The organism is Peribacillus sp. YIM B13472, assembly GCF_042788005.1.
GTDB classification, from domain to species: Bacteria; Bacillota; Bacilli; order Bacillales; family DSM-1321; genus Peribacillus; species Peribacillus simplex_E.
On record NZ_JBHZPG010000013.1, the window covers coordinates 55,278 to 79,588 of the forward strand.

The 24,311-nt window shown below is 36.6% G+C and carries 22 protein-coding genes; 7 read left to right on the forward strand and 15 right to left on the reverse strand.

Going from position 1 to position 24,311, the window contains the following annotated elements; translation table 11 throughout:
* Positions 1 to 15: 15 nt before the first annotated feature.
* The 3 genes from ACFX4I_RS12345 to ACFX4I_RS12355 form a co-directional block, all read right to left on the reverse strand.
* Positions 16 to 1,473 (reverse strand): aldehyde dehydrogenase family protein, encoded by a 1,458-nt coding sequence (locus tag ACFX4I_RS12345; RefSeq protein WP_377420926.1) that lies wholly within the window; start codon positions 1,471 to 1,473, stop codon positions 16 to 18.
* A gap of 62 nt (positions 1,474 to 1,535) precedes the next feature.
* Complete coding sequence (locus ACFX4I_RS12350; RefSeq protein ID WP_230301941.1) at positions 1,536 to 2,576, reverse strand: homoserine dehydrogenase; 1,041 nt, start codon at positions 2,574 to 2,576, stop codon at positions 1,536 to 1,538.
* A gap of 37 nt (positions 2,577 to 2,613) precedes the next feature.
* Positions 2,614 to 3,831, reverse strand: coding sequence for a cystathionine gamma-synthase family protein (locus ACFX4I_RS12355; protein WP_230301940.1), 1,218 nt, complete (start codon positions 3,829 to 3,831; stop codon positions 2,614 to 2,616).
* Between the two features lie 500 nt (positions 3,832 to 4,331).
* Here ACFX4I_RS12355 and ACFX4I_RS12360 point away from each other — a divergent pair, with 500 nt between their 5' ends.
* Both ACFX4I_RS12360 and ACFX4I_RS12365 read left to right on the forward strand, forming a co-directional pair.
* Entirely contained in the window at positions 4,332 to 4,976 is a 645-nt protein-coding gene (locus ACFX4I_RS12360; protein WP_377421013.1) for a GntR family transcriptional regulator, read from the forward strand.
* A 1,177-nt stretch (positions 4,977 to 6,153) separates the two neighbouring features.
* Positions 6,154 to 6,561, forward strand: a complete 408-nt coding sequence (locus tag ACFX4I_RS12365; RefSeq protein WP_377420929.1) for a DoxX family protein — start codon at positions 6,154 to 6,156, stop codon at positions 6,559 to 6,561.
* A 78-nt stretch (positions 6,562 to 6,639) separates the two neighbouring features.
* Here ACFX4I_RS12365 and ACFX4I_RS12370 read toward each other — a convergent pair whose 3' ends face one another.
* From ACFX4I_RS12370 to ACFX4I_RS12415, 10 genes are all read right to left on the reverse strand, one after another.
* Positions 6,640 to 7,275 (reverse strand): class D sortase, encoded by a 636-nt coding sequence (locus ACFX4I_RS12370; protein ID WP_377420931.1) that lies wholly within the window; start codon positions 7,273 to 7,275, stop codon positions 6,640 to 6,642.
* Position 7,276: 1 nt separating this feature from the next.
* Positions 7,277 to 8,692 carry a processed acidic surface protein gene (locus ACFX4I_RS12375; RefSeq protein WP_377420933.1) on the reverse strand — a complete coding sequence of 472 codons (1,416 nt, stop codon included), beginning with the start codon at positions 8,690 to 8,692 and terminating at the stop codon, positions 7,277 to 7,279.
* 603 nt (positions 8,693 to 9,295) lie between these two features.
* Positions 9,296 to 9,598 (reverse strand): YerC/YecD family TrpR-related protein, encoded by a 303-nt coding sequence (locus ACFX4I_RS12380; protein WP_377420935.1) that lies wholly within the window; start codon positions 9,596 to 9,598, stop codon positions 9,296 to 9,298.
* 323 nt (positions 9,599 to 9,921) lie between these two features.
* Positions 9,922 to 10,458 (reverse strand): gamma carbonic anhydrase family protein, encoded by a 537-nt coding sequence (locus ACFX4I_RS12385; protein ID WP_377420937.1) that lies wholly within the window; start codon positions 10,456 to 10,458, stop codon positions 9,922 to 9,924.
* A 220-nt stretch (positions 10,459 to 10,678) separates the two neighbouring features.
* Positions 10,679 to 12,010, reverse strand: coding sequence for a CitMHS family transporter (locus ACFX4I_RS12390; protein ID WP_377420938.1), 1,332 nt, complete (start codon positions 12,008 to 12,010; stop codon positions 10,679 to 10,681).
* A gap of 201 nt (positions 12,011 to 12,211) precedes the next feature.
* Positions 12,212 to 13,375, reverse strand: coding sequence for a CaiB/BaiF CoA transferase family protein (locus ACFX4I_RS12395; RefSeq protein WP_377420939.1), 1,164 nt, complete (start codon positions 13,373 to 13,375; stop codon positions 12,212 to 12,214).
* Between the two features lie 133 nt (positions 13,376 to 13,508).
* Entirely contained in the window at positions 13,509 to 14,393 is an 885-nt protein-coding gene (locus tag ACFX4I_RS12400) for a hydroxymethylglutaryl-CoA lyase (RefSeq protein WP_377420940.1), read from the reverse strand.
* 18 nt (positions 14,394 to 14,411) lie between these two features.
* The gene (locus ACFX4I_RS12405) at positions 14,412 to 15,086 is read right to left on the reverse strand and encodes a GntR family transcriptional regulator (protein ID WP_377420941.1); all 675 of its coding nucleotides are present in this window, start codon (positions 15,084 to 15,086) and stop codon (positions 14,412 to 14,414) included.
* Positions 15,087 to 15,441: 355 nt separating this feature from the next.
* Entirely contained in the window at positions 15,442 to 16,083 is a 642-nt protein-coding gene (locus tag ACFX4I_RS12410) for a hypothetical protein (protein WP_377420942.1), read from the reverse strand.
* A 184-nt stretch (positions 16,084 to 16,267) separates the two neighbouring features.
* Positions 16,268 to 16,513 carry a DUF1450 domain-containing protein gene (locus ACFX4I_RS12415; protein WP_377420943.1) on the reverse strand — a complete coding sequence of 82 codons (246 nt, stop codon included), beginning with the start codon at positions 16,511 to 16,513 and terminating at the stop codon, positions 16,268 to 16,270.
* Between the two features lie 240 nt (positions 16,514 to 16,753).
* Between ACFX4I_RS12415 and hppD the strand changes: the two genes are divergently transcribed.
* From hppD to ACFX4I_RS12435, 4 genes are read left to right on the forward strand one after another with little or no spacing between them, the layout of a single operon-like run.
* Positions 16,754 to 17,875, forward strand: a complete 1,122-nt coding sequence (gene hppD / locus ACFX4I_RS12420) for a 4-hydroxyphenylpyruvate dioxygenase (RefSeq protein WP_377420944.1) — start codon at positions 16,754 to 16,756, stop codon at positions 17,873 to 17,875.
* Between the two features lie 60 nt (positions 17,876 to 17,935).
* Positions 17,936 to 18,880, forward strand: a complete 945-nt coding sequence (locus tag ACFX4I_RS12425; protein ID WP_377420946.1) for a hypothetical protein — start codon at positions 17,936 to 17,938, stop codon at positions 18,878 to 18,880.
* On the forward strand, positions 18,877 to 20,172 hold the full coding sequence (fahA, locus tag ACFX4I_RS12430; protein WP_377420948.1) for a fumarylacetoacetase: 1,296 nt from the start codon (positions 18,877 to 18,879) through the stop codon (positions 20,170 to 20,172). The genes ACFX4I_RS12425 and fahA overlap by 4 nt, the downstream gene beginning before the upstream one ends.
* Positions 20,173 to 20,217: 45 nt before the next feature.
* Positions 20,218 to 21,375, forward strand: a complete 1,158-nt coding sequence (locus tag ACFX4I_RS12435; protein WP_377420950.1) for a homogentisate 1,2-dioxygenase — start codon at positions 20,218 to 20,220, stop codon at positions 21,373 to 21,375.
* Between the two features lie 518 nt (positions 21,376 to 21,893).
* On the opposite strand, the gene ACFX4I_RS12440 is transcribed toward ACFX4I_RS12435, so the two are convergent.
* Both ACFX4I_RS12440 and ACFX4I_RS12445 read right to left on the reverse strand, forming a co-directional pair.
* Positions 21,894 to 22,085 carry a hypothetical protein gene (locus ACFX4I_RS12440; protein WP_377421015.1) on the reverse strand — a complete coding sequence of 64 codons (192 nt, stop codon included), beginning with the start codon at positions 22,083 to 22,085 and terminating at the stop codon, positions 21,894 to 21,896.
* Positions 22,025 to 22,240, reverse strand: coding sequence for a hypothetical protein (locus ACFX4I_RS12445; RefSeq protein WP_377420952.1), 216 nt, complete (start codon positions 22,238 to 22,240; stop codon positions 22,025 to 22,027). The genes ACFX4I_RS12440 and ACFX4I_RS12445 overlap by 61 nt, the downstream gene beginning before the upstream one ends.
* Before the next feature lie 1,452 nt (positions 22,241 to 23,692).
* On the opposite strand from ACFX4I_RS12445, the gene ACFX4I_RS12450 reads away from it, so the two are divergent.
* Complete coding sequence (locus tag ACFX4I_RS12450; RefSeq protein WP_377420954.1) at positions 23,693 to 24,145, forward strand: hypothetical protein; 453 nt, start codon at positions 23,693 to 23,695, stop codon at positions 24,143 to 24,145.
* Positions 24,146 to 24,311: the final 166 nt, after the last annotated feature.

Genomic DNA, 24,311 nt, shown 5'->3' on the forward strand with positions numbered 1-24,311 from the left:
TCAGTCTTTATGTCATCATATTGTTTTATTATTAACTTTAAAACAAACAACTTTTGGTTCAGTCATTTCTTGAAGTGCAAACTTAATTCCTTCACGACCTAAACCAGAACCTTTTACACCTCCGAAAGGCATCGCATCAATGCGATAATCTGAGCTATCATTTACCATTACTCCACCTACTTCAAGTTTACGTATGGCTCCCAATGCCTTATCTAAATCACGAGTGAATATACCTGCTTGCAGTCCGAAATCTACACGATTAGATTGGGAGATAGCTGTATCAAGATCAGGAACATTATAAATGGTAACAACTGGGCCAAAAACCTCTTCAGTTGCCAATTTACAATTTTCTGGTACGTTAACTAAAACAGTAGGTTGATAAAAAGATCCTTCACGTTTTCCACCACAAAGCAACTTTGCACCTTTCTCAACAGCTTCATTTACCCAACTTTCAACACGTTTTGCTTCTTTTTCGGAGATCATTGGTCCCATATCTGTTTCTTCTAATAATTTATCACCTACTCGATATTGTTGAGTACGATCTATAAATTTACCAATAAAATCATGATAAACACCTTCTTGGACATATATTCTCTGTACCCCTAAACAATTTTGTCCTGCTGCCCAAAATGCTCCAGAAACAGTTGATTTCACAGCTTCTTCTAAATCAGCATCTTTCAATACAATAACGGGTGAGTTTGATCCAAGCTCCATACATATCTTTTTCAAACCTGCTTTTTGAATAATTGCTTTGCCAGTGGCAAGTCCTCCTGTAAAAGAAATCATTCGTATAGCTGAATGAGTAATTAGGCTATCTCCCATGTCACCTGGATGACCAGTAATGACGGATAAAACTTTCGGTGGCAAACCGGCTTTTTCAAAAGCTTCTGCCAATAAGAGAGCACTTAATGGTGTTACAGTTGCTGGTTTTACAATAATAGCGTTCCCAGCAGCAATAGCAGGACCCACTTTATGTGCAACAAGATTTAATGGATCGTTAAAAGGTGTTATAGCTACAATAATGCCAATAGGAAAACGATAATAGTAACCTATGCGATCTTCGCTTCCGGGCATTTGATCAAACGAAATGGTTTCTCCATTAATTCTCCTTGCTTCTTCAGCACTTATACGAAGTGTTTCAATACAACGTAGTACTTCTTTCCTTGCTTCTTTAATTGTTTTACTTCCCTCACGAGCAATAGTAGTTGCATATCTTTCCTTATTTTCAAAGATCCAGTCCGCAGCACGATGAAGAATAGCAATTCTTTCGTGTGTTGGCATATCTGCTGCTATTTTAACTCCTTTTTTTGCTTCTTCTATTGTATAAATGACGTCGCTTTCATTAGCAGCAGGAACTGTTGTGATTAAACTATGATCCTGTGGATCCAAGACTTCAATGCATTTATCACGAGATACCCATTCCCCAGCAAGAAACATCTTATTTTTATTTATTAATTTGTCAGTAAATATCATACAAAATCACCTCAAGATAAGTAATTTTTAACTTATAACTTTAAGACTGAAACGAATTATAATTATAATTGATCACGGTTAATGTTGATTAAATCAATAAGAATCGAGAATCCTGTTTCTTTACGTCCAGCTCCGGCTCCAATTAAGGTAATCGGGCCAGCTAAATCACAATCATAAGTAATAGCATTTTGTGCACCTAAAACTCCAGCTAGAGGATCTGTAAGAGGTATAGCTTCAGGTCCTACCTTTGCAATGACTTTATCGCCATCCTTTATACATTTAGCAATTAACTTCCATCTCTTACCTTCTGATTTAGCCCACTCAATGTCCTTTTCCGTAAGATGACTAATCCCTTCACATTCTACTTCTTCTCGTTTCATTGGAATACCCATTACAATGTTAGCAAGAATGGTAGCTTTATATTGAGCATCATATCCCTCAACGTCGCTAGTAGGATCTGCCTCTGCATAACCAAGAGCTTGTGCCTCCGACAATGCATCTTGATAACTCAATCCTTCTTCCATTTTAGTTAGGATATAATTAGTTGTTCCATTCAAAATCCCCCGTATTTCAAAAATGCTGTTCCCTGCCAATGAACTCAGAGGCATTCTTAATGCTGGGGTTCCACTCATAACTGTTCCTTCAAAGCCCCAACGAACATCATTATTTTTTGCTAATTCAGCTAACTCTTGATAAGCTAGAGAAACCGGACCTTTATTACTCATTACTACGTTCTTTTTGCTTTCAAATGCTGCTTTACAATGATCAATGGCAGGTTGTCCTGTTTTTACATCAGTAAAGGTAATTTCAACAACAGTGTCTGCATTACTCTCACGTATTGTTTGAAAACTATCCCACCCTCTTTCCAAGCTAGGAGTCTCAGGGTAACTATCTAATTTTCCTGTTTCCTTTACAGCTTGTAACGCTAAAGAAAGATCCAACCCCTTTGGATCATAAAGGGAACCTTTCATAACATCAGAAATAGCAACGATTTTTGCATCAAAGTTAAACCCACTACGTAGTGACTCACCTTTATCTTGTAAAATTTCAGCTAACCCTTGACCAACTACACCAAATCCAAGTAATGCTATCTTATGTGTCATATTTCAATACCTCTTCCATTAGTAATATTTTATGCTTTCAACTACAGCTAACAGGGTAATTGGATTCTAAGTAAGAAAAAGCTTGCTCTAAATCTGCTATAAGATCTTCTGTATCTTCGATACCTACAGAGATACGAACTAAACCTTCTGGGATACCAAGGGCTTTACGCTCTTCAATAGTACATTCAACATGGCTAGTCGTTCTTGCAGGCCCATATATAGTTTCAACGGCTCCAAGGTTCCCAGCTTTGTTTGCATATTTTAATTTTGATAATAAAATTTTGATAGCTTTCATTTCATCTTTTAATACAAAACTTAATATCCCACCGAACCCTCTCATTTGTTTCTTTGCGATATCATGATGTGAATGCGCTTCCAATCCTGGGTAATATACTGCGTCAACAAGCTTTTTCTTTTGAAGATACTTTGCAATTTCCATTGCACTTTTTTCTTGTTGCCGTACACGAAGCTTTAACGTTTTCATCCCTCTTAAAATAAGGTAGGCTGACCACGGGTCCATAGTTGCTCCATTAATTTCACGAAAATGATAGACTTTTTTCATTAATTTTTTAGAGCCACATACTATTCCACCTAATGCATCTGCATGTCCACTTAAGAATTTAGTTGCACTATGGACTACAATATCAACTCCTAATTGAAGAGGATTTTGATTAATTGGAGTAGCAAACGTATTATCTATGATAACTAATGCACCCACTGATTTTCCGACTCTTGCTAGCCTCTCAATATCAGTAACTTTCATAGTAGGGTTAGTAGGAGACTCTAAATATAGTACTTTACACCCTTTTACCACTTCAGCTTCAATTTCTTTATGGTTTCCGGTATTACACAATGTCACATCGACATCAAGATTGGGCAAGAATTCAGTAAAAATTTTATTGGTTCCTCCATAAGTATCTTTAACTGATACAACCCGATCTCCCGGTCTTAGAAATGTATATAATGTACTACTAATAGCAGCCATTCCTGAAGAAAAACCTACAGCTTCCTCTGCCCCCTCGAGTATCCTCAATTTTTCTTCCAGGGCTTGAACAGTCGGATTTGCCATTCGATTATAGGTATAACCAGGTTTATTTCCAAGGGCAACTTCTTGCCATTCATCCACGTCATCGTAATTGTAGGCTACACTAAGAACTACTGGAACTTGGGTTGCATTATATGCAAGAGATTCTTTTTCTCCTGCCCATACCGCTTTTGTTCCATCTTGCACATCTTTAAAGTTATTCTTACTCATATTTTTCTCACCTCAAATTTTATTATGTATATAATATATTGTATATTTTATACTCCAAAAAAACCCCCTTCCACATTACAGTTTTTACCTAATGTTTTTTTGGGTTTATTTCTTAACATTAAGGTATCTATTAATAAACTTATAACAAATACAAAAATACACTTTATATTGTATATTGTATATAGTACAGAATAGTCTGAAAATATTCTACTTACCGAATTATACAATTAACGAATCTATTTTTCAATGCTTTATTTTTTTATTCTTAAAAATTATTCAAACTGCATTATTTCTAAAGCTATAAGCTACATCAACTTGAATCACTTAAAACAACAATTCATAAAAAAATGGAAGTAGGAATAGTTTTATATCTTAAATATAATAATAAATATAGAGATATTGAAGTCTGTATAAGATGGTGCTAATATAAAAGACAAGAATTTCGATTTATATATTGTGCATAATATATAATATTAATTTTTGTCTTAGGAGGAAATGCTATCAAAAATAGATATCAATCATTAAAAGATCTCGTATATGATTATATAACTGAAAAAATTCAGAACGGAACCTTACTTCCTAAGCATAAGATAAATGAATCAGTATTATGCGAAAAATTAGGAGTAAGTAGAACTCCTGTAAGGGAGGCTTTGATACAACTAGCTTCAGACAATTTGCTCGAGTATCTTCCTAGAAAAGGATTTATTGTAAAAGAACTTGATACCAAAAAAAAGCTAGATGTTTTTCTAATTGTTAGTGTATTGGATTCTTTAGCAGCCTCATTATCTTTAGAGCATATCACAGAAAGTGATATTGAACGTATGGAAGAATTGGTTAAGAAGATTGAATTTTCAATTTCAACAAAAAACTATTTAGATTATCAAAAATACCAAAATCAATTCCATAAAGTATATATTGATAAATGCAAGAATCCTACACTAATAGATCTTCTTGATTCTTTACAAAATAGTTTTGTTAGACAAATTTATTTAAGTAATAATGAAGAAAAGCTTTTTGCCGTATTAGAGCAAATGAATGAAGATCATAAGGAAATTGTCTATTATTTCAAAAAAAGAGATAAAGAGAATTTAGAGCAACTTATAAAGAATAAACATTGGGAAATAACTCATTTAGATATGATATAGTTCTTAGTTAACAAGTTATAGGAAATAAAATACGAAAATGCCCTTTTTTCTTCTATTAAGGGCTTTTTCTTGTTCATAAAGCGAACGGTAGCTAAAATGCTATACTTCCATTTTGGAAATTTTATTCGCTAAGAAAATTCCAACCTAAAAAGTCGATCTCCTTTACGTGAACTGCACCTCAATTGTTAGACACAACTAACAATTGAATGTGCAGTTCATTTTTACTGGTCGACCTTATAATACGAACGCACCCGTTTGTTCAACAAGAATATCGTATTACAAAAATTCATAGTAACTATCTAATAATTCTTCCCATGTGTTTTCTGCTTCTTTCTCATCCATTTCCTTATCTCATTAACCATGCTGCGTAAAATTGCCCATAAAGCATGATTTTTTCCTCTTTCTGAAACTAATACTTCATAATCTCCTGTTGCAATTCTTATGTAAGGTTCAACAGTTTTATCATAAGGTGCAAAAAAAGTAGCACTTGCCAGTTCTCTTGTATCTCTAGTTTTAAGTTGATAATCCGTTTTTGATATACAACAACCCTTACAGAAAATTCCATATATGTCCGTAACCTATTGCATAATTAGCTATCTTACCGAAATTTCCTTCTCCCAAACCTGCCCCGTTAATACCATAAGAAAAAGGCTGCCTCAGCAACCTTCCTTATTGAAGTAAGGGTCGAACATTTTTTAAATGTTTCTATAAGCTAATTTATATCAGAGTATTGATGATAGATGTCTGAATATCTTTCCTATTGTAACAGGAGAGGTCTTTTTCTACCTAGAGTCGTCCCTATATCTATGAAAGGATCATTGTATTAAATGAGTTAGGTTCTAAGATAAGACAATTTGTTGTAAATCGTTTGGCTCAAGACACAGTTCCTCCGTTCTCTATATCCGTCTAAAACCTAAGAAGGGATATAATTTCTTTCAGATAAATAAGAAGAACCACTGCTATTGGCATTGGAAAGGGAGCGCGGATTTCTGAAATCATATTTTTTAATAAAAATCTGCAGGCAAACTCGCTTTTCTTCGGGTTTGCCTATATTCGTGGCGCGATTCTTATTAAAGAATCGCGCCACGAATGTTGAACTTAAATAATATAGAGTGCATTAAAAAAAGGAAAGTGGAATATGATTAAAATGTCAATCTAAGGAAGGGAATGAGAATATATGAAAAAAGCAAAAATTATATATTGGATTTTCACAGGGCTTTTGCTGGCACTAATGGTTTTGGGTTCTATTCCAGATATAATGTCTGTTCCCGATGCAGTCGCTTTATTTAATCATTTAGGTTATCCTACCTACCTCCTACCCTTTATTGGAATAGCAAAATTATTAGGTGTCGTGGCAATACTCATTCCAGGTTTTCCGAGAATTAAGGAATGGGCTTATGCAGGTTTTGTATTTGATTTGACGGGTGCTATGTATTCAAGCATATCAGTGGGCGACCCTGCCAGTGGATGGCTGCTTTTCATTATCGGATATATATTGATAGCCGGCTCTTATATTTACCATCATAAAATATTAAGATCCGCTACATCGAACACTTTGAGCAATAAGGATAGCTTAACAATATAATAAATGAAAATTAAAAGAGTCCAGATAAGGTTTACCTTATCTGGACTCTTTTTTTAGAACATAAAAAGTTGCTTATTATTAACTTATTTTTTTTGAAGACAAGTAAGCGACAAGTATATAGCGTTCAGGTGCCGCCCCGATATAATCAAAGGGATAACAGGTACTTACGGTTAGCGTTGCCCGTGGCTTTGGTACGATTACGGTCCGATCATCCTCATCCACAATTCGAACTTTGTTGACTTTGTATGTGAACTCTCCTGCCGATGTTCTTACAATCAACAAATCTCCTTCTCCAACTTGCCCGAGTTTACGGAATACCGTATCTCTATGACCGGAAAGAACGGAATTGTCATTTTCACCTGGTAGTACACTTCCTGCAAAGTGACCAACGCCTTTTTCCAATTCATCCTCGTTTGTGCCATGGAAAATAGGGAGTTTGGCCTTTAGTTTGGGTATATACAGTTCCCCGATTTCTTCACCCGTTTTAGGGCGGACAGGATATAGCTCTTTCTTTGTTGTTTTTTTACTTATTGGCTCACTACTGGGTGGTTTCTGTACAGTTTCATTCACTTGGCTACTTGGAGTATGAGTCTTGTAAAGAAAGTAGCCTTTTGCAAACTTATACATATTGGATGTGGAAAACCAAACCCCAAATAAAATGATGGCAATTGTACAAGAAAGCAGAAGCAACCGCCTTTTCTTTAATTGTTTCATATTAAGCTTTCCTAATTTTTCGATACATCAAGCTTCCAAACAAGATAATGCATAGTCCTAAAAGGGCATTAGGGATATAATCGGAAGCGGTATTTGGCAGTTTAGCCCCTTTTACGGTTTGGGTTTGATGTTCCGATTTAGTATGAGTGCTGATCTTTTGTTTTACTGGTTTAGCAACCGGTGCCTTTTCAATGGTCTTTTGCACCTCTTTAGCAGATTCCTTTATTTGTCCGCCTGCATTAGTAAGAGTGTCAGAATCCACCATATCACCTGTTATTAAAAGATCAGCCAAGAACTTTCCGTCAGTAGAGTATATTGATATTTTCAGGTTAGCACCCTTCAGTTCTTCCAATTTCATTAAATCCAAAAGTGATACAGGTGATTCCGAGCCACTTTTCACAAGTGAATAGGATACATTAAGCTTAAAGATGGAAAGTAATTCTTCATAGATTGATGCCATTTCAGCTATCTGTTCAGCTGTAAGCTCGGTTGCTACATCAAATTCCCCGAAAGCCATCATGCGGTTGCCCAATTCTTCAAGTCGCTTGACTGTTTCCGGATTGGAAAGATGGTCTTCCAAAGACATCAAGTGGTCTTCAAGCCGCTGTAGTTCCTCTTCTGTTAAACCGAGTTCTTTCTCGAAAATGGGAAGAAGATCTTCGGCAACTTCGCCATCAATCCCACCGCCGGTATGGTTCCAAACAGTTTCTTCAAGATTATCTATGTATATATAATCGTTAATATCTTCACCATTTTCTTCCAACAACTGAAGCAAGGCTTGTTTATCCAATCCATAATTCTCATTAAAATAATCTAAGTTGCTTAGGTCTGCCTTTATGACGTCACCTAAGAATTCGCTTAGCTCATCGACAGATTCGAATTCTTCCGTGCTAAAATCATAGAGTTCCAATGACGCTTCGATATTTTCTTTTGTTACTTCAAAGCCTCTTTCCTTGCTAACCTTGGCTAAATAATTGACAAATTCTTTGTCAAAGTTTGGATCACGTTCAAAATCGCCCTCTTCTGCATAGAAATAAACAGCTTCATCGAGGTCCCAGATAAAGATATAATCGTCTAGTTCTTCGCCATTTTCATGCAATAGTTGAATTAGGCTCTCATTTGTTAGATTATAATCTTCATAAATGGCATCTAAATTACTTAAATCTGCTTTAATAACCTCGCCCAAGGCATCTTTAAGATCATCAATGGATTCAAAGTTATTAATACTTTCATCGTAATAAGAAAGAGACGTTTCAATATCATCCTTCGTCACTTCAAAACCCCTAACAAGGCTTACCTCTTTTAAATACTTTGTAAGTTCTTGCTCAAAATTCTTGCTTGGTGCTGCCGATGCTAATTGGGGAAATAAGCTAATTAACAACGTAAATGAAACTAAAATGGTCCACAGTTTTTTCATACTTTTCTCCTATTCATAACATTTCATATGTTTCTAGAAAATTATAAGGTAATAACAATAATTTAACAATGAAGTTATTTTTTCCAATACGGAAAAATTTCTATCTTAATTACCTTGCTAAGAAACTTTTTAACCGCATATACACCTGTTTGCACTAATAATGAAGTATTACTTCCTATTAAAATATCGATTACAAAAAACACCCCACTTCTGTGCCTCAAAATAAAAGAATTATTAATATCGTATGCCTACTAAACTTAATTAAAGGAGATAATCTAAAATTTTCTTAACAATTAAATTACATACTTCATAAAATTCATCTCTAGTGTATAGTCCCTTCACCTCTGCCTTTAGCTTTTATTACTTACTCTATTATCGCTTGAAAATCATTTGTATCATATTAGCCTGAAGATTTAGAAAAATTTTTCTATCCTAAATTATGACACTTTTTTCAAACAAAAAAAGAGACTGTAAATAACAATCCCGGGTGATGTATGTTTTAAAAGAAAACGAAAAGCTGTTTATTGACGAGTTTCTTCTATATTTTTGAATAGATTAGAGGATATCCTAGACCCAAAAAGTCAAACCCAACTGCTGAAACCCTTACAATTTTGTAGTATCCATGCGATCTAACGACATCTGATAACCACCATTACTCCCATAATTCAATAGTTTATTTACTCTTGATATAGTAGCTGATGCGGCACCAGTTTCTGCCTCAATTCCTTCATATGTAAAGCCTTCCTGAAGCAATCTAGCAACTTCTAGTCTTTGGGTAAAAGCTTTTATCTCATTCATTGTGCACAAGTCATCAAAAAAAGCCATACACTCTTCTTGTGTCTGTAATGAAAGGATAGCCTTAAATAATTGTTTTATGTTTTTCTCAGACAATTTATTTTTGTACATAATCTACCTCCATTATATCTATTAATTATTATATATATTAGAAGAAAATTTATCGTCACAATGGGGATGCGCTCATCTTACCTACCCATGCTACACTAGGAACCAATTTCAACTGACTTGCACTTTGATCACACTTGGAAGCAGGAATGAAGGTCAAATGTTTCCTTCAATGCCTATTCAAAAGGCTCTACAAATAAAAATACAGAAAGGTTCTTTTGCTTTTTTAACCCAAATCTTTCTACCGTTTTAATAATGATTAAGCAGACTCGTCCAATCTTACGGACAGTCTGCCTTCTCACTTTTTACGCACAAGTGCATCCAAATTATTTAAATGATTCCTCTTTTTCGCTTATGTTCTCTTTCTTATATAGAGCACCATTTTTGATATACTGAGATGCTCCTTCTTTTGCCCGCGCTATGTTTTCTGGTGTAAGTTTTCTTATGATCTTAGCGGGAACTCCGGCTACTAATACACCCGGTTCAATTATCTTTCCTTCCGGAACTAGTGCTCCCGCAGCGATTAGAGAGCCTTCTCCGATTACTGCTCCATTTAAAATTGTTGCGCCCATACCAATTAACGCACCATCTTCTACAGTACAGCCATGCAGAACCACATTATGCCCGACAGTAACATTCTCACCGACTTTAATTGGAAAACCTGGATCCACATGAACTATAGCACCGTCTTGAATATTTGATCCTTTTCCTATCGTTATTTTCTCATTATCTCCTCTTAAAATGGCATTGAACCAAACGGACGTATCTTCCTTAAGTTCTATGTTTCCAATTAACTGTGCTCCTGGGGCAATATATGCGCTTGGATGTACATTAGGGTAGTGTCCTTTATATTTATGAATCATTCTTCTTTCCTCCTTTTAAAATATGTTGATTATTCCAGAATAAAACCAAAGTAACCACAATTCGGAACCTTTATTAAACACTATTAATATAGTATAAGAATCTTGAATCTGGCCTCTGTATACAACTGCCACGGTTTGTTCCCTAATATGTCTCCCCATAACTATTAACAGCCACCTATGGAATTTGTCATCCTTCTCTCCAATGATTTTGAATTCTTTTTTAGAAAGAGATTGTCCCTAAAATCACTCCTACAATGATATAAATAAGAAAAATCCCTAAAGACCATTTTGCAGCATATTTATGAAGGTCACCTAGGCTGATTCCAGTTATGTGAATCAATAAATAGACAGATGCTACGAGTGGACCCATAATACCAAAAGGAGTTCCGTATAATGCAGCTGTTCCAATTGATAAAGTATCAATGCCGTAAGTAGAAGCAGTTTCAGACAGGACTGGCAAAATCCCAAAGTAAAATCCATCAGGACCAATCAAGAATATGGCAGGTGCACTAAGAACCGCAGTAATTAAAGCCATATATGGACCAAGGTCTGTAGGGATAATGGAAACAATCGATTGTGCCATGGATTCAGAGATTGGAGTACCTTTGAAAATTCCTGAGAAAATCCCAGCAGCAAAAACCATGGTAACCACTGCTATTGCATTGGGTGCATGAGCGGCGACTCGATCTCGTTGATCATTTAAGACTGGATAATTAATGAGCAGTCCTAGAGCGGTACCAATGATAAAGAGTACGGCAGCAGGTAACCATTCTAGTACAATGGCAATCATAATAACGATTGATAAAAGGAAATTGATCCAAATTAGTTTAGGACGCTTAATGTTTGTGTTTTTTGGTGAGATATTTTCTATTGTAGCGCTTTCAATTGCAGCATCTATTATGCTAGCATCAGGCAATGATAAAGATTGTGTATTTATCTTTTTGTATCTAGCTCGTTCTTTCAAACCGATAAAATAAGCAACGGCAATAACATACAGCAAACTTGCAAGCATTCCTGGCAACATTTGAAGATATAATTCCGTTGGATTAAGATTTAACACACTCGCTACGCGGCCAGCGGGTCCACCCCAAGGAACAAGTGTTGTGATACCAATTTGCATGATTGTAATGGAGGCCAGTATGATAGGACTGATCCCCATTTTTTTATATAGAGGAAGGAAAGCTGTTACAACAATCATCATCGTCGTGGATCCATCACCATCAAATCCTATTATTCCCGCTAACACAGCAGTTCCTACGATAATCTTTAGTGGATCTCCCTTAGCTAACTGTATAATTTTTGAGGTTAAGGGATCAAATAACCCTGTATCTACCATGACACCAAAATACAAAATGGCAAATAACAAAAGGATAGCGGTAGGCGCAACATTTTGAATACCTTCCATTATCAATGTCCCTAATTCTGGTCCAAATCCTCCGATTAAACCAAAAATGATAGGTACAATTGTTAGGCCAATAAACGGAGATATACGTTTTGACATGATCAAAAATAAGAAGGTACAAATCATTGCAAATCCTAAAATAGATAACATAAACTTCCTCCCCAAGGTTCGTTATTGGTACCGCTTTCAAAAATCGCCTGGGATTTTATGTAATAATCTCTTTTTATCTCAGGTCAGAAAAAGAGCATTATAACCCCTAATAGCTTAAAGATTTTCATTCCCTTTCTACCTCTGTAGGCGCCGACAGACAGGCATGAAATTTTAAGATTTATCTAGCAATAATAAAGTACACTATTTTTGCTGATTCAATTTTTTTCCCCCAAGGAGTTCGTCGTTATGTTGTCCCAATTCAGGACCAATCCATTCAATGCTGCCTGGAGTTTCAGATAGTTTTGGTACAATTCCGGGAACCAGTACCTGCTCCCCATCCGGTAAAGTGACCGTCTGAAGCATATCACGTGCTTGATAGTGTTCATCCCTTACAATATCTTCAATATTATAAATTGGCCCAACCGGCACACCAGCCTCATCCAATATTTTTTGCACTTCTTTTTGTGAGTGTTTCCTAGTCCACTCTTCAATGACTTGATCTAGATATTCCGCATTTTCAGCTCTGCCATTATTGGTTAAATAAGTCGGATTTTCCGCAAATTCTGGTCGCCCTATCGCATGCGCAAATCTTTTGAAAATACTATCGCTATTTGCCGCAATGACGATATATTTTCCATCTGCACATATATAGGTATTTGAAGGGGCGATTCCTTCCAAGGTAGCACCAGTTCTTTCTTTTATTATTCCTTTTAAATCATATTCTGGCAGTACGCCTTCCAGCAAAGAAAATACCGCTTCAGTTAGAGCAACATCCACATATTGTCCTCTTTTTAATGGATCATTATCCCTCGCTCTTAATGCCATTAACGTACCATTCACTGCATATAAACCTGCTATGGAATCTCCAATTGCTAAACCAACTCGAACTGGGGGACGATCAGGAAATCCTGTCAGGTATCGGAGACCACCCATTGATTCGGCAACGCTGCCAAATCCTACTTTGTTTCGGTAAGGTCCTGTTTGACCATAACCAGAAATCCTTGTCATTATGATACTGGGATTAATTTTCTTAATATCTTCATAGCCAATTCCCCATTTTTCCAACGTTCCTGGACGGAAATTTTCAATGATTACATCCGCATCTTTTGCTAACTCCCGAACCATCTCCTGCCCCTCTTCTTCACGAAGGTTAAGAGTGATAGATTTTTTATTTCTTGCATGCACGTACCACCACAGGGACGTTCCGTTATGCATCACTCGCCAATTACGTAAAGAATCCCCTTTATTAGGATCCTCAACCTTGATCACTTCAGCACCAAATTCCCCAAAAATCTTCCCAGCAAATGGAGCTGCTACAAAGTTACCTAATTCTAAAACTTTAATGCCCTCTAAAGGTTTTCTCATAGGATTACCACCCTTCAATTATTAACATTTCATACTTGTTTCCGTAATAAGGTAAAATGACATTTTTAAAATTAACAGAATATTCTAATAACGTATACAATTAACTGCGGGGTTCTTTCCATTCCTAATCAATTTATACAGTTTTTTTAAAATTTCTAGTATTATTCAACAGCACAGGGAATGCTTTATCTAAATTCTTTACCTGTTCCAGATCCAAACCTGTTTTGATATTCTGTTTTTCTAAAAATTCTACTACACGACTTGCCTGAATATTCCCTGGAGACCCAGGAGCATATGGACATCCGCCTAGTCCAGCTTGGGCTACATCAACTAAATGAACACCAGCCTGTATCCCGGCCATAACATTTGCCAAACCGTATCCATATGTATCATGCAAATGAAGTCCAATAGGAATGTCCGGAAATTTCTCTGCTAAACGGCTACAATATTCATATACCTGTCTCGGTGTTGCTTTGCCGATTGTATCTCCCAGGCCTAATTCACAAATCCCATTATTAACTAGGAACTCTGCAATCCTTTCCACCTCTGAGTATGGAACGATCCCAGCAAACGGACAAACAAATGCGGTTGAAATTGCACCAATTGTTTTTCTACCCTCTTTAGTGGTTTCTTCAATTAGATCTTTTATTTCAATTAAAGATTCATTGGAACTCTTATTTAAATTTGCCTGGTTATGCTGTGTGCTCGCAGACAGGAAAAAAAGTGCATTGTGTATCTTCGAATTTAGGAATCTGTCTAATCCCCGTCTATTGGGAACCAAAGCTTCATATTCCACTCCACTAGCCATTGGCAGATTTTGTCCTAATTCATCCGCATCTTGCATAGCAGGAACCCACTTTGGATGTACAAAGGACGTGACTTCCAAACGATCAAATCCTGCTTCAATTAAATTTTTAATTTTATTTATCTTTTGATCGGTTTCTACAAAAACAGGTTCATTTTGCAGACCATCTCTCAATGTAACATCACGAATTTTAAGTTTTTCTGGAAAAATCATTTTTTCACTCTCCTTTAATTAATATTCGTCATCCTTAACACCTGAGTACATGGAAACATAAAATTGATAATCACGTTGAATATGTGCCTTCATTAACTCCTCTGCAGCTTTTCCATCCTCATTTTTTATAGCATTCCATATCGCTTTATGTTCGTCGGCACCCTCTTCTATTCTCGTAGGGATATTCAATACAGCATTTCGATAAAAAGAAATTAAGGAATTTAACTGATTCATCATTTTCATCAAATAAGGATTACCACTGGCCGCCACGATCAGGTAGTGAAATTGGCTGCTTAGGATCTTTAATTTTTCAAGCTCTTTCTTATCAACCATGAGGTTCATTTTATCAACTGAATCTGACAATTGTTTACGCTGTTTTTCATTCATACGTGAAGCGGCATAAAAAGCAGCTGTAGGTTCCAGGCTTAACCGGCATTCGTAAAGATATTTAAAATCTGAAAAGGTTGCGCGGTACACTCTTACTCCGCCTCTTGGACTGACGGATACTAATCCTTCACTGTTTAACCTGCGGATCGCTTCTCGGATTGGACTTCTGCTGACACCCGTTTCCTGAGAAACTTTTCCTTCCACAATTCGTTGTCCAGGTGGTATGTTCCCGCTTACAATTTGTTCATGTAAATATTCATATACTTGATTTTGAAGAGTTTGCGACTGTACTGTTTTTAACTTCATTTTTATCACATCCATAGTCATAATTTTCAGATAATGTATACAAAAAAATATATGTCTACCTCATCATAAATCAATTTGTTATTTTTGACTACAGTGTAATATTTATTTTGGCAACTTCATAACAGATACTCTTTTTTTATCCACCTACCCTTCACTGTGAAAATAGTGTAATTAGAGCAATTTCCTCACTAATTTTACAATTATTCTAAATATTATTATAAGTTTCCCCCTCCTGCAAGCTTATACATTAAAGCAGACATTCTGCAAAACAGCTATCTTTTACCGCGTTAAAGTTAAATAGTCTTCTCGATTCTTCACATAAAAGAGTCTGCGGAGAGCAACATGTCTACTTGTTTTAGCAATCAAGATTCTTTTGGTTAATCTTAATAATTCCATCCTCATCAACGTCAATCTCAAATAAGCCGTTTGGGGTTAAGAATAAAGAATACGTAGCCTTACTAACCTTTTCATTGTTTATCTGACGGATGGCTGAAGAAAATTTATTGATAAAATAATTCATATCTGTTCTGGTGTCATCCACTTCATTTATTAAATAATTCCGAAGATACATCATTTCTGTATTCGGAAACGTTTTATAAAAAAAATCGAGAGGATTGCCCTTTTGAAAATCATCATCTGAAGAGAAGTAAGTGACACGAGGTATACCATCAGCTGTAACCCCTGCCAATATATAAACAGTTGCATAATCCTGTTCGGGATATAACTTCTTGAACATCTCCAATGAATTTATAAAAATTCTTTGTGATTGAGCCCCGATTTCTTCAATTGAATTTGTTCCAAGTGAAAACATTTTTAGTTCTTCTATATATATATCGATGATATTTTTAACACCCGCAAAGGCAAAGATCACATTTTGATTTAGTGCTATTACTTTTTTTTCATCATCACTAAAGTTTTCGGTCCCTCTGTAGGTTATTCTTTTATCAGCTATAATAAAAACACCATTTTTAAACTTTTTACCAATTAATGCAGTCATAATTAATTTCCCTTCAGAATAAAAATAAGGCCCTACTATCATGCAATTTGGAGTAGGGCTAACTTATATTTTATCATATATATTGATCCCTTCTGAAGGCCTCAAGTTTCCGGATGGTAACAATCCTAAATATATAATTCTCAATCAAAACATCTATCAATTATCATTTTCTTATTCTTCGTTTTTACACGGTTTCCCCCAGTTTAATGTTAGCCATATATTGATTGATTTTTTTATAAAGTTCATCCGGATCGTCCGCAACAATATTTTCACCATTTATAAGTGCAAATGGGTCCATCAAACATTGACCGCAATATAACAAGCACTTATCCTCAATAACCTCCACATCGCTGCGTTCAAATAACTTTCCCTTTATAGTTTCCAACTCGTCTTCGAAATTACATGGACAGAACTTTACGTTTATTTTCATGGTTAACTCCCCTTCGATTTTGTTGCCAACATTTTAATTGGAATAACCAAAAGTTTGCAAGAGTACACTCAAACGCATATTCGCTTTAACGGTTTAAAAGACTGTTGCCATAAATACTAAACGCGTTAAAACACATATTTGCGCGTTGGATTTTTATAGATTAAGATGTGAAACATTACAGAAACTGAATTTTGAAATTTCTGTTTGTTGAAAATTAAAGATGAAAAAGGAGAGGTTAACATGGCCGAAAAAATGGTAGCATCACCTAAAGCAAAAAAAGAAGAGTTGTTCCCGGTAAAGAGTGTTCATTACGTAGAAATCTATACAGGAAACGCAAAACAGTCAGCTTATTACTATGCAAAATCTTTTGGTTTCAAACTTGTAGCATATAAAGGATTAGAAACAGGTTCCCGTGACCGTGTATCTTACGTGATGGAACAGGGCGCTATCCGATTGATTTTAACAGGCACCCTATCAGACAATACAGACGTTGCCGAGTTTATTAAACTTCATGGCGAGGGTGTAAAAGATATCGCCCTCCTCGTAAAAGATCTGGAAAAAACATATGCTGGTGCGATTGAACGAGGTGGCATCGCTCTTCGGGAACCATGGGTGGAAGAAGATGAAAACGGCAAGGTGAAAAAAGCGATTCTAGGTACATATGGGGATACAATTCATACGCTTGTTGAACCAATCGATTATAAAGGCGTATTTATGCCAGGGTTTGAATCTCGCGATAACACCCTTGCCTCTCAACCAACCGGCTTAATTGGTGTTGACCATCTTGTCGGTAATGTGGAAGTTATGGAAGAATGGACAAACTATTATGAAAATGCATTCGGTTTTACAGTTCTGAAGCATTTTGATGATGAAGACATTTCGACCGAGTACTCTGCTCTGATGTCAAAAGTCATGATGAATGGAACAGGACGCATAAAGTTCCCAATTAATGAGCCTGCGGAAGGAAAGCGCAAGTCTCAAATTCAAGAATACCTAGATTACTATAATGGACCAGGTGTTCAGCATCTTGCCCTGTTGACAAACGATATCATCGGCACAGTGGCGGCCCTCAAAGGAAATGGTGTGGAATTTTTAAATACCCCTGAGACTTATTATAAAGAACTCGCCAATCGGGTAGGAGATATTGATGAAGATGTGAAACGGCTTCAAGAACTTAATATTTTGGTAGATCGTGATGATGAAGGCTACTTGCTACAAATCTTTACTAAACCACTTGTTGATCGTCCGACGCTGTTTATCGAAGTCATTCAGCGTAAAGGTGCACTTGGATTCGGCGATGGAAATTTTAAAGCATTGTTTGAATCGATTGAACGCGAGCAAGAACTTCGCGGAAATATTTAATTTGGAACGGTCATACCGTTGTCTCTCGCGGTATGGCCTCCTTTAATAGGAGGTGTGAGATTGTTGTTAACTAAAGTAAATGTAAGGTGGAGGGAAGAAGCGGTCAGTCATTTTATGACCGAACTTATTGATTATGCAGGACTATTTCCACCGGCCGCGCTTCCGCTTCCAGAAGCTATTTCAAATTTTCATGCATACATCCATGATTTGGACAGCTGGATGCTCGGCCCGTTCGTTATTCCTGCTTCACGATTGGGTGAACTTAAACCATTTAAAGCCCAGTTCAATGATAAATATCCACTTAGGTTATCTGTAATTTTAACGAAATCCGAAGAAATCGAAACCGAAATGAAAGCTATTCACCTTTTTTTAGAAACATATAAAATAGCGGGAACGATAGAAGCAATCGAGTTCCCGCTTCCACCACAGATTAATTCTTCCTTCTTAGAGAATCTAGAAAAACAAACAGGGAATTATCCCTTATATTGTGAAATGACAGGAACGAATGATCAACTTCTAAACACATTGGATACTATCCATTCGATTAACCAAAAATCTCCGAAACGTATAGGTATCAAAATGCGCATGGGTGGGATCACGGCTAATTTGTTTCCTTCTGTCAATCAAGCAGCATTCGTTATTCACGAATGCCAGAAACGAGAACTGCCACTTAAATTCACTGCTGGACTGCACCATCCGATACGCCAGTACCGAACAGAAGTGAAAACACTCATGCATGGTTTTGTTAACGTATTTACCGCTTCTATTATGGCATATAGCCGTTCGGTCAATACATCAGCCATTCAAGCCATTTTGCTTGATGAAGACCCAACAAATTTTTCATTTACAACAGACTCGCTTTCCTGGCGCGATTTGACAGTCAGTTCGGCCGATATCATCAAAGCGCGCAGTTTCTTTGCAGCTTCATATGGAAGCTGTAGCTTTAATAAGCCTCGGGAAGAACTAGGAGAGCTTACTATTTTTCATGGGGAGGCAGTGCGATGAAACATTCCTTTATCGAGACAACGCCAGAATCACATTTTCCAATTCAAAACTTGCCATACGGCATTTTCCAAAAAAAAGGTCAAAGCCCCCGTGCCGGTATAGCCATCGGTGATTATGTTCTTGATTTATCTGTAATCGAGGAAGTTGGATTGCTAAGTGGGACCGGTGCAGAAGAAAAAAATGTCTTTACCTCTTCCTCACTTAATCAATTTATGTCACTTGGACGTCCGGTCTGGACTGCTGTACGTACCAAACTTCAATACCTTTTGGATTCGAAAACGCCTGATTTACGTGATAATGAAGAGCTGCGTTTGAAGGCGTTTCACCCATTGACAGATGTAGAGATGCTTCTTCCTGCAGATATTGGAGACTATACAGATTTCTATGCCTCAAAAGAGCATGCGACCAATGTGGGGACAATTTTCAGAGGGAAAGACAATGCCCTCATGTCTAACTGGACACACTTGCCGATTGGATATCATGGACGGGCCAGTTCCATCGTTCCAAGTGGTACCCAGGTGCGGCGCCCTTCTGGACAACGCAAACCAAAGGATGCAGATTATCCGGTATTTGGACCTTCCATACAACTTGATTTCGAACTTGAAATGGGCTGGTTCATTGGACCTAGCAACCCTCTTGGAGAACCAATTCCAGTTAACCAGGCTGAAGATCATGTTTTCGGGCTCGTTCTCGTAAATGACTGGAGTGCACGTGATATCCAAGCATGGGAGTACCAGCCTCTTGGCCCTTTTCTTTCAAAAAACTTTGCTACATCCATTTCTCCATGGGTTGTGCCGCTAGAAGCGCTGGAACCTTTCCGTACTGCTGGACCTCAACAGGATCCAGAGCCTTTTCCCTACTTGCAGCAAACAAAGGATGGAGCATTTAATATTAACCTTGAAGTTCATTTGACACCAAAAAATACAGAACAAGCAACCCTAATTTCGAAGACCAACTTTAGCTATATGTATTGGTCAATCGCTCAGCAAGTGGCTCACCACACCATTACAGGCTGTAATATACGTCCTGGTGACATGCATGGTTCTGGAACTATCAGCGGTCCAAGCCGTGAAGAACGAGGCAGCCTCCTTGAACTTTCATGGCGCGGCACAGAACCGCTTCAACTAAACGGCGGCGGCGAACGAAGCTGGATTGAAGATGGGGACAAGTTGTCTATCAGCGGGTGGTGTCAAGGAAATGGGTACAGAATTGGATTTGGAGAAGTAAGCGGTCAAGTTTTGCCAGCCCTTTCGGAGGCACAGATTTTAGGTACTCAAAAAGTGAAGATGTGAGCAACAAATATACGTAAAAGACAGTCAATGGAAGGAGTTTAGGCAATGACACATTATGTTAAAATGGGCCGCATTCCCCATAAACGTCATACTCAGTTTCGTCAGGAGGACGGAAGCCTATATTATGAGCAATTGATGGGCACGAAAGGTTTCTCGAGTATTCAGTCACTCATTTATCATATCAATCAACCAACACAAGTAAAAAAAGCACAAAAAATTCGTGATGTTCGTTATGAATATGAAGAAAAAGATGCATTAAAACATCGTCATTTCCGGACATGGAATACGGAAGTTGGCGGCGATTTTCTTGAAGCACGCAAAATTTTCATGGCAAACGATGATGTAGCAATTGGCGTTGCTCGCCCTAACCAGCAAATGGATTACTTTTACCGAAACGGTGAAGGTGATGAAATGTTGTTTGTCCATGAAGGTCGAGGCAAAATCGAAAGTATTTTCGGTGAACTAAGCTTTGGGCCAGGTGACTATCTCATCATTCCGATTGGCACCACGTATCGCGTCGTCTTGGAATCAGAAGAAGCTCGCTTTTTCATCCTTGAATCAAATTCATCAATTGTACCACCAAAACGCTATCGCAATGAGTTTGGCCAACTTCTTGAACACTCACCTTATTGCGAGCGTGATTTCAGGACACCAGAAAAACTGGAGCCTAAAGATGAAAAAGGAGAATATGAAATCAGAGTGCGGGCACAAGGCATGATCACATCCTATACGTATGATTTTCATCCGCTTGATGCGGTTGGATGGGATGGTTACCTCTTCCCTTATGCATTCAGCATTCATGATTTTGAACCAATAACCGGACGCGTTCATCAGCCACCGCCAGTACATCAGACGTTTGAAGCACATAATTATGTTGTATGTTCATTTGTACCACGTATGTATGACTATCATCCGGAAGCCATCCCCGCTCCTTATGTCCACAGCAATGTGGAAAGTGATGAAGTGCTATATTATGTGGATGGAGACTTCATGAGCCGCCGCGGCATTGAAACCGGATCGATTACCCTTCATCCAAGCGGCTTACCTCATGGACCACATCCAGGTAAAATTGAAGCAAGTATCGGTAAAAAAGAAACACGTGAATTAGCAGTCATGGTCGATACATTCCGTCCGCTGTATATTGTTAAAGAAGCACACCCTATAGAAGATGATGCATATATGAGCAGCTGGCTGCCAATATAATGGCTGAGGTTTCCAATACATTTTTTTATAACAAACCGTGAACGATTTTCTCCCTTTTGGCAGGTCAGTTCCTCTCAATATCATTCATGAAATAAAGCCGGAGCCAGAATCCCACTAGCTCCGGCAACTTTAAGTGTCTTAATAGTTCTTCAGCAATTAAGCCAGTTTTCCTCTGGTTCTTTATTTTCTAAAAATCCTTCCTGGAATGGGCTTTCTCTATATCTCAAAACCGTTATTTGGCTAAATCCAGGAACAACTTTCCTCATTTTTATTTCACGAATATCCAATGAAGGAGTTTATTAATTGAGGCAACTAGCAACTCTTTGGCCGACGTTCCTTGTAATTTTTCCTTTCATTGATTAGCTCAATCGATTTAACCAATATCAAAGGATCAGGGCTGATTTTTTCTCCTATCCCTGGAATGGATTGGATCACTTATATTTCATCTACGATTAAAACTACCAGGATAACTTAAAAGTTTCTTCACCCGTTTTCTTTTCCTTAAATTAAAATTAAAGTTATTCTACCTTAACTTTAATTTGATCAATGGCATTATACCCATAACCTTTTTTATTCCAAAAAGGTAAGTTAGGTTGAATTTGACCAAATGAATCTGTTGCTCTGGATCTAATCGTATACTCACCTTTTTCTAATATAGTCCATTCAAATGACCAACTAACCCATCCATAACCAATATTCTTACCAGGTATATATCAGCTTTTCCCTGAGTATAGCCATCATCAATACTAATTTCTAACTTGGTTATTACTCCTTTTCCAGTCCATGCAATTCCTTTTATTAAATGCTTACCAGTATTTATAATTTCCATATCCAGCGGTTTTTGAATAGTAGAATTGATATTCATTGGACTAGCCGGCACTAATCAAAAAGAGATGGTAATAAGAAGTCTGGTTGATCGGTATTTAAATTGCGTACATGCAAAAAACTACACCTTAATTCGTTTTGATATTATTCAAGGACTTAGGAATTTGTTTAATGAAATTAAAGATGAAGAAATAAAGCAAATCGCACTCGATTTAGTTGAAAAAGAAGAGGATGCAAAATATCAAAAAAAGTATGCAACTGTATGGAAAAATGCGTAGAGAACGCCAACGCTGTATCATTATTAAATTATGCTGAACAACCATCGATTGCTTTTATTGAATAAAAAGGAGAATACATATCGTACGTTTATAATATGAATTCTCCTATTACTTCTTGTTAGACAAAGCACCATTATGGATGCATTAATCTTTAGGATATTAATCCAATTGCATTTTTTAGTACTTTCGGTGCCTTTTTAATTCCTTCCGTTCCAATAAAGCTGCTCGCACTTGCTATTATTATGCTGGAAGAAATGAATTTGACCACATAAAAAATTCCAGATCCAATAATTAGATCTAGGATTAAAAACCTTTTAATTGTTGAACCTTTTATTATATAAATAACGATTTGGTCGTTTTTCTTCATACTTAGAATTGTCACACCCTTATCTTTTTCTAAACTTTATGACATAGAGGGGTTGTCATATTCTTCTGCAACTTGTCTTTACTATTTAATAAAAACTGATTTCTGTTAGTGTCGGGCATAACAAGCTTCTAAAAAACATATTTTTTTGCTGCAATTTGTGACGACTCCTAAAACAATCCAGTTCTCAATCTAATGGATATCAAAATCGTCAAAAGGCCGATATGAATGTCTTTCATTTCACCAACCTAAATATCCTTTACGAACTGAATGGGTTCGCCAGATGGACCCTCTTCTTCTAATTTGTTCAGAATTATGTTTTATTGACAATTAAGACCTTTCGTTATATTTCTTAATACAAGAAACGCTCCAAAAAAGCCTCTGGATTGCTGATCGTTCTATGATTTTTGAAGAAAAAAACAAAGTGAACAAAACTACTCTACCTACCCAAGTTAATAAAGAAGAGCTATACTTATGGATCATACTTTTAACTATCATTGGCTCAATTTATATTGTCTTATTGCTCCTTATCATTCACTAGAGGAAACTAATATTATCGATGTAAGCATTAATGCTATAGTCGAAATTGTTATGAATATTATGTTTGTCCAATACTTTTAGAAGATATATAACTAGGAAGCACCTATTTTGGTGCTTTTTTTAATTTGACTTCACAATTTCACTTCTTCCTAACAGCTTCATTCGTAATTTATAGGTATCACATTTCATTCCTATTAAATAAACAAACGAGAATCAGAAATGAAAAAATTTTGCCCTCTTATCACGTTCTTAGTACTAATCTCTTTTTCTCCTAATAAACTTAATAAACTAACTATTTAGGAGGGGTATAATGTTTAATCAAAAGCTGGATAGTAATAGTTCACTTATTTATAAAATTAATGACGTCACTTACCAAAAGTACAAACTATATAAGAAACCATACAATCGGGAAGTATTCGTCATAAAAGATTACGGTGAAGACCGCGGTATTACCAATAAAAGTATTGCATTATTCGAAGCAGTCAAGGATCATTTTGACCGTTTTAAAATTGCCAAAATTACTAAAGAAATTAAAAAAGATAATATTTTGCTCGATAGCGACCTCATCCTTATAGACAAAAAAGGAAATGAGCTACACCTTTCTGGTTGTAGTTGCGGGTATGCTGGAACTGGTTCACATGGGACAGTTGAAATTTTGAATAAGGCTGGATTCGAGATAGATAGAAGGTTTGTGTTTTGTTCTAAAGGCTTCACTCTTTTTCATCCAAATGAAGAAAAAGAACTTTATGGCGAACGTTTATAAATAGACAACTGTTTATATCTATCACTACCTAATCTCCTCAGCAAGATATAATATGGAAAGATATGAAATAATAATAAAAAAGCCTTGGGAACTGAGAAATCAGCAATACCAAGGCTTTAAAGCTATCAATACATTGAAATTAATGGGAGATTACCAACAAAACTCG

Coding starts and splice junctions, on each gene's coding strand:
- ACFX4I_RS12380 (WP_377420935.1), bottom strand. CDS start 9,598: ATGTACAAAAATAAATTGTCTGAGAAAAACATAAAACAATTATTTAAG.
- ACFX4I_RS12435 (WP_377420950.1), top strand. CDS start 20,218: ATGACACATTATGTTAAAATGGGCCGCATTCCCCATAAACGTCATACT.
- ACFX4I_RS12370 (WP_377420931.1), bottom strand. CDS start 7,275: ATGAAACAATTAAAGAAAAGGCGGTTGCTTCTGCTTTCTTGTACAATT.
- hppD (WP_377420944.1), top strand. CDS start 16,754: ATGGCCGAAAAAATGGTAGCATCACCTAAAGCAAAAAAAGAAGAGTTG.
- ACFX4I_RS12450 (WP_377420954.1), top strand. CDS start 23,693: ATGTTTAATCAAAAGCTGGATAGTAATAGTTCACTTATTTATAAAATT.
- ACFX4I_RS12350 (WP_230301941.1), bottom strand. CDS start 2,576: ATGACACATAAGATAGCATTACTTGGATTTGGTGTAGTTGGTCAAGGG.
- ACFX4I_RS12365 (WP_377420929.1), top strand. CDS start 6,154: ATGAAAAAAGCAAAAATTATATATTGGATTTTCACAGGGCTTTTGCTG.
- fahA (WP_377420948.1), top strand. CDS start 18,877: ATGAAACATTCCTTTATCGAGACAACGCCAGAATCACATTTTCCAATT.
- ACFX4I_RS12375 (WP_377420933.1), bottom strand. CDS start 8,692: ATGAAAAAACTGTGGACCATTTTAGTTTCATTTACGTTGTTAATTAGC.
- ACFX4I_RS12410 (WP_377420942.1), bottom strand. CDS start 16,083: ATGACTGCATTAATTGGTAAAAAGTTTAAAAATGGTGTTTTTATTATA.
- ACFX4I_RS12395 (WP_377420939.1), bottom strand. CDS start 13,375: ATGAGAAAACCTTTAGAGGGCATTAAAGTTTTAGAATTAGGTAACTTT.
- ACFX4I_RS12355 (WP_230301940.1), bottom strand. CDS start 3,831: ATGAGTAAGAATAACTTTAAAGATGTGCAAGATGGAACAAAAGCGGTA.
- ACFX4I_RS12405 (WP_377420941.1), bottom strand. CDS start 15,086: ATGAAGTTAAAAACAGTACAGTCGCAAACTCTTCAAAATCAAGTATAT.
- ACFX4I_RS12385 (WP_377420937.1), bottom strand. CDS start 10,458: ATGATTCATAAATATAAAGGACACTACCCTAATGTACATCCAAGCGCA.
- ACFX4I_RS12345 (WP_377420926.1), bottom strand. CDS start 1,473: ATGATATTTACTGACAAATTAATAAATAAAAATAAGATGTTTCTTGCT.
- ACFX4I_RS12400 (WP_377420940.1), bottom strand. CDS start 14,393: ATGATTTTTCCAGAAAAACTTAAAATTCGTGATGTTACATTGAGAGAT.
- ACFX4I_RS12445 (WP_377420952.1), bottom strand. CDS start 22,240: ATGAATATCAATTCTACTATTCAAAAACCGCTGGATATGGAAATTATA.
- ACFX4I_RS12415 (WP_377420943.1), bottom strand. CDS start 16,513: ATGAAAATAAACGTAAAGTTCTGTCCATGTAATTTCGAAGACGAGTTG.
- ACFX4I_RS12390 (WP_377420938.1), bottom strand. CDS start 12,010: ATGTTATCTATTTTAGGATTTGCAATGATTTGTACCTTCTTATTTTTG.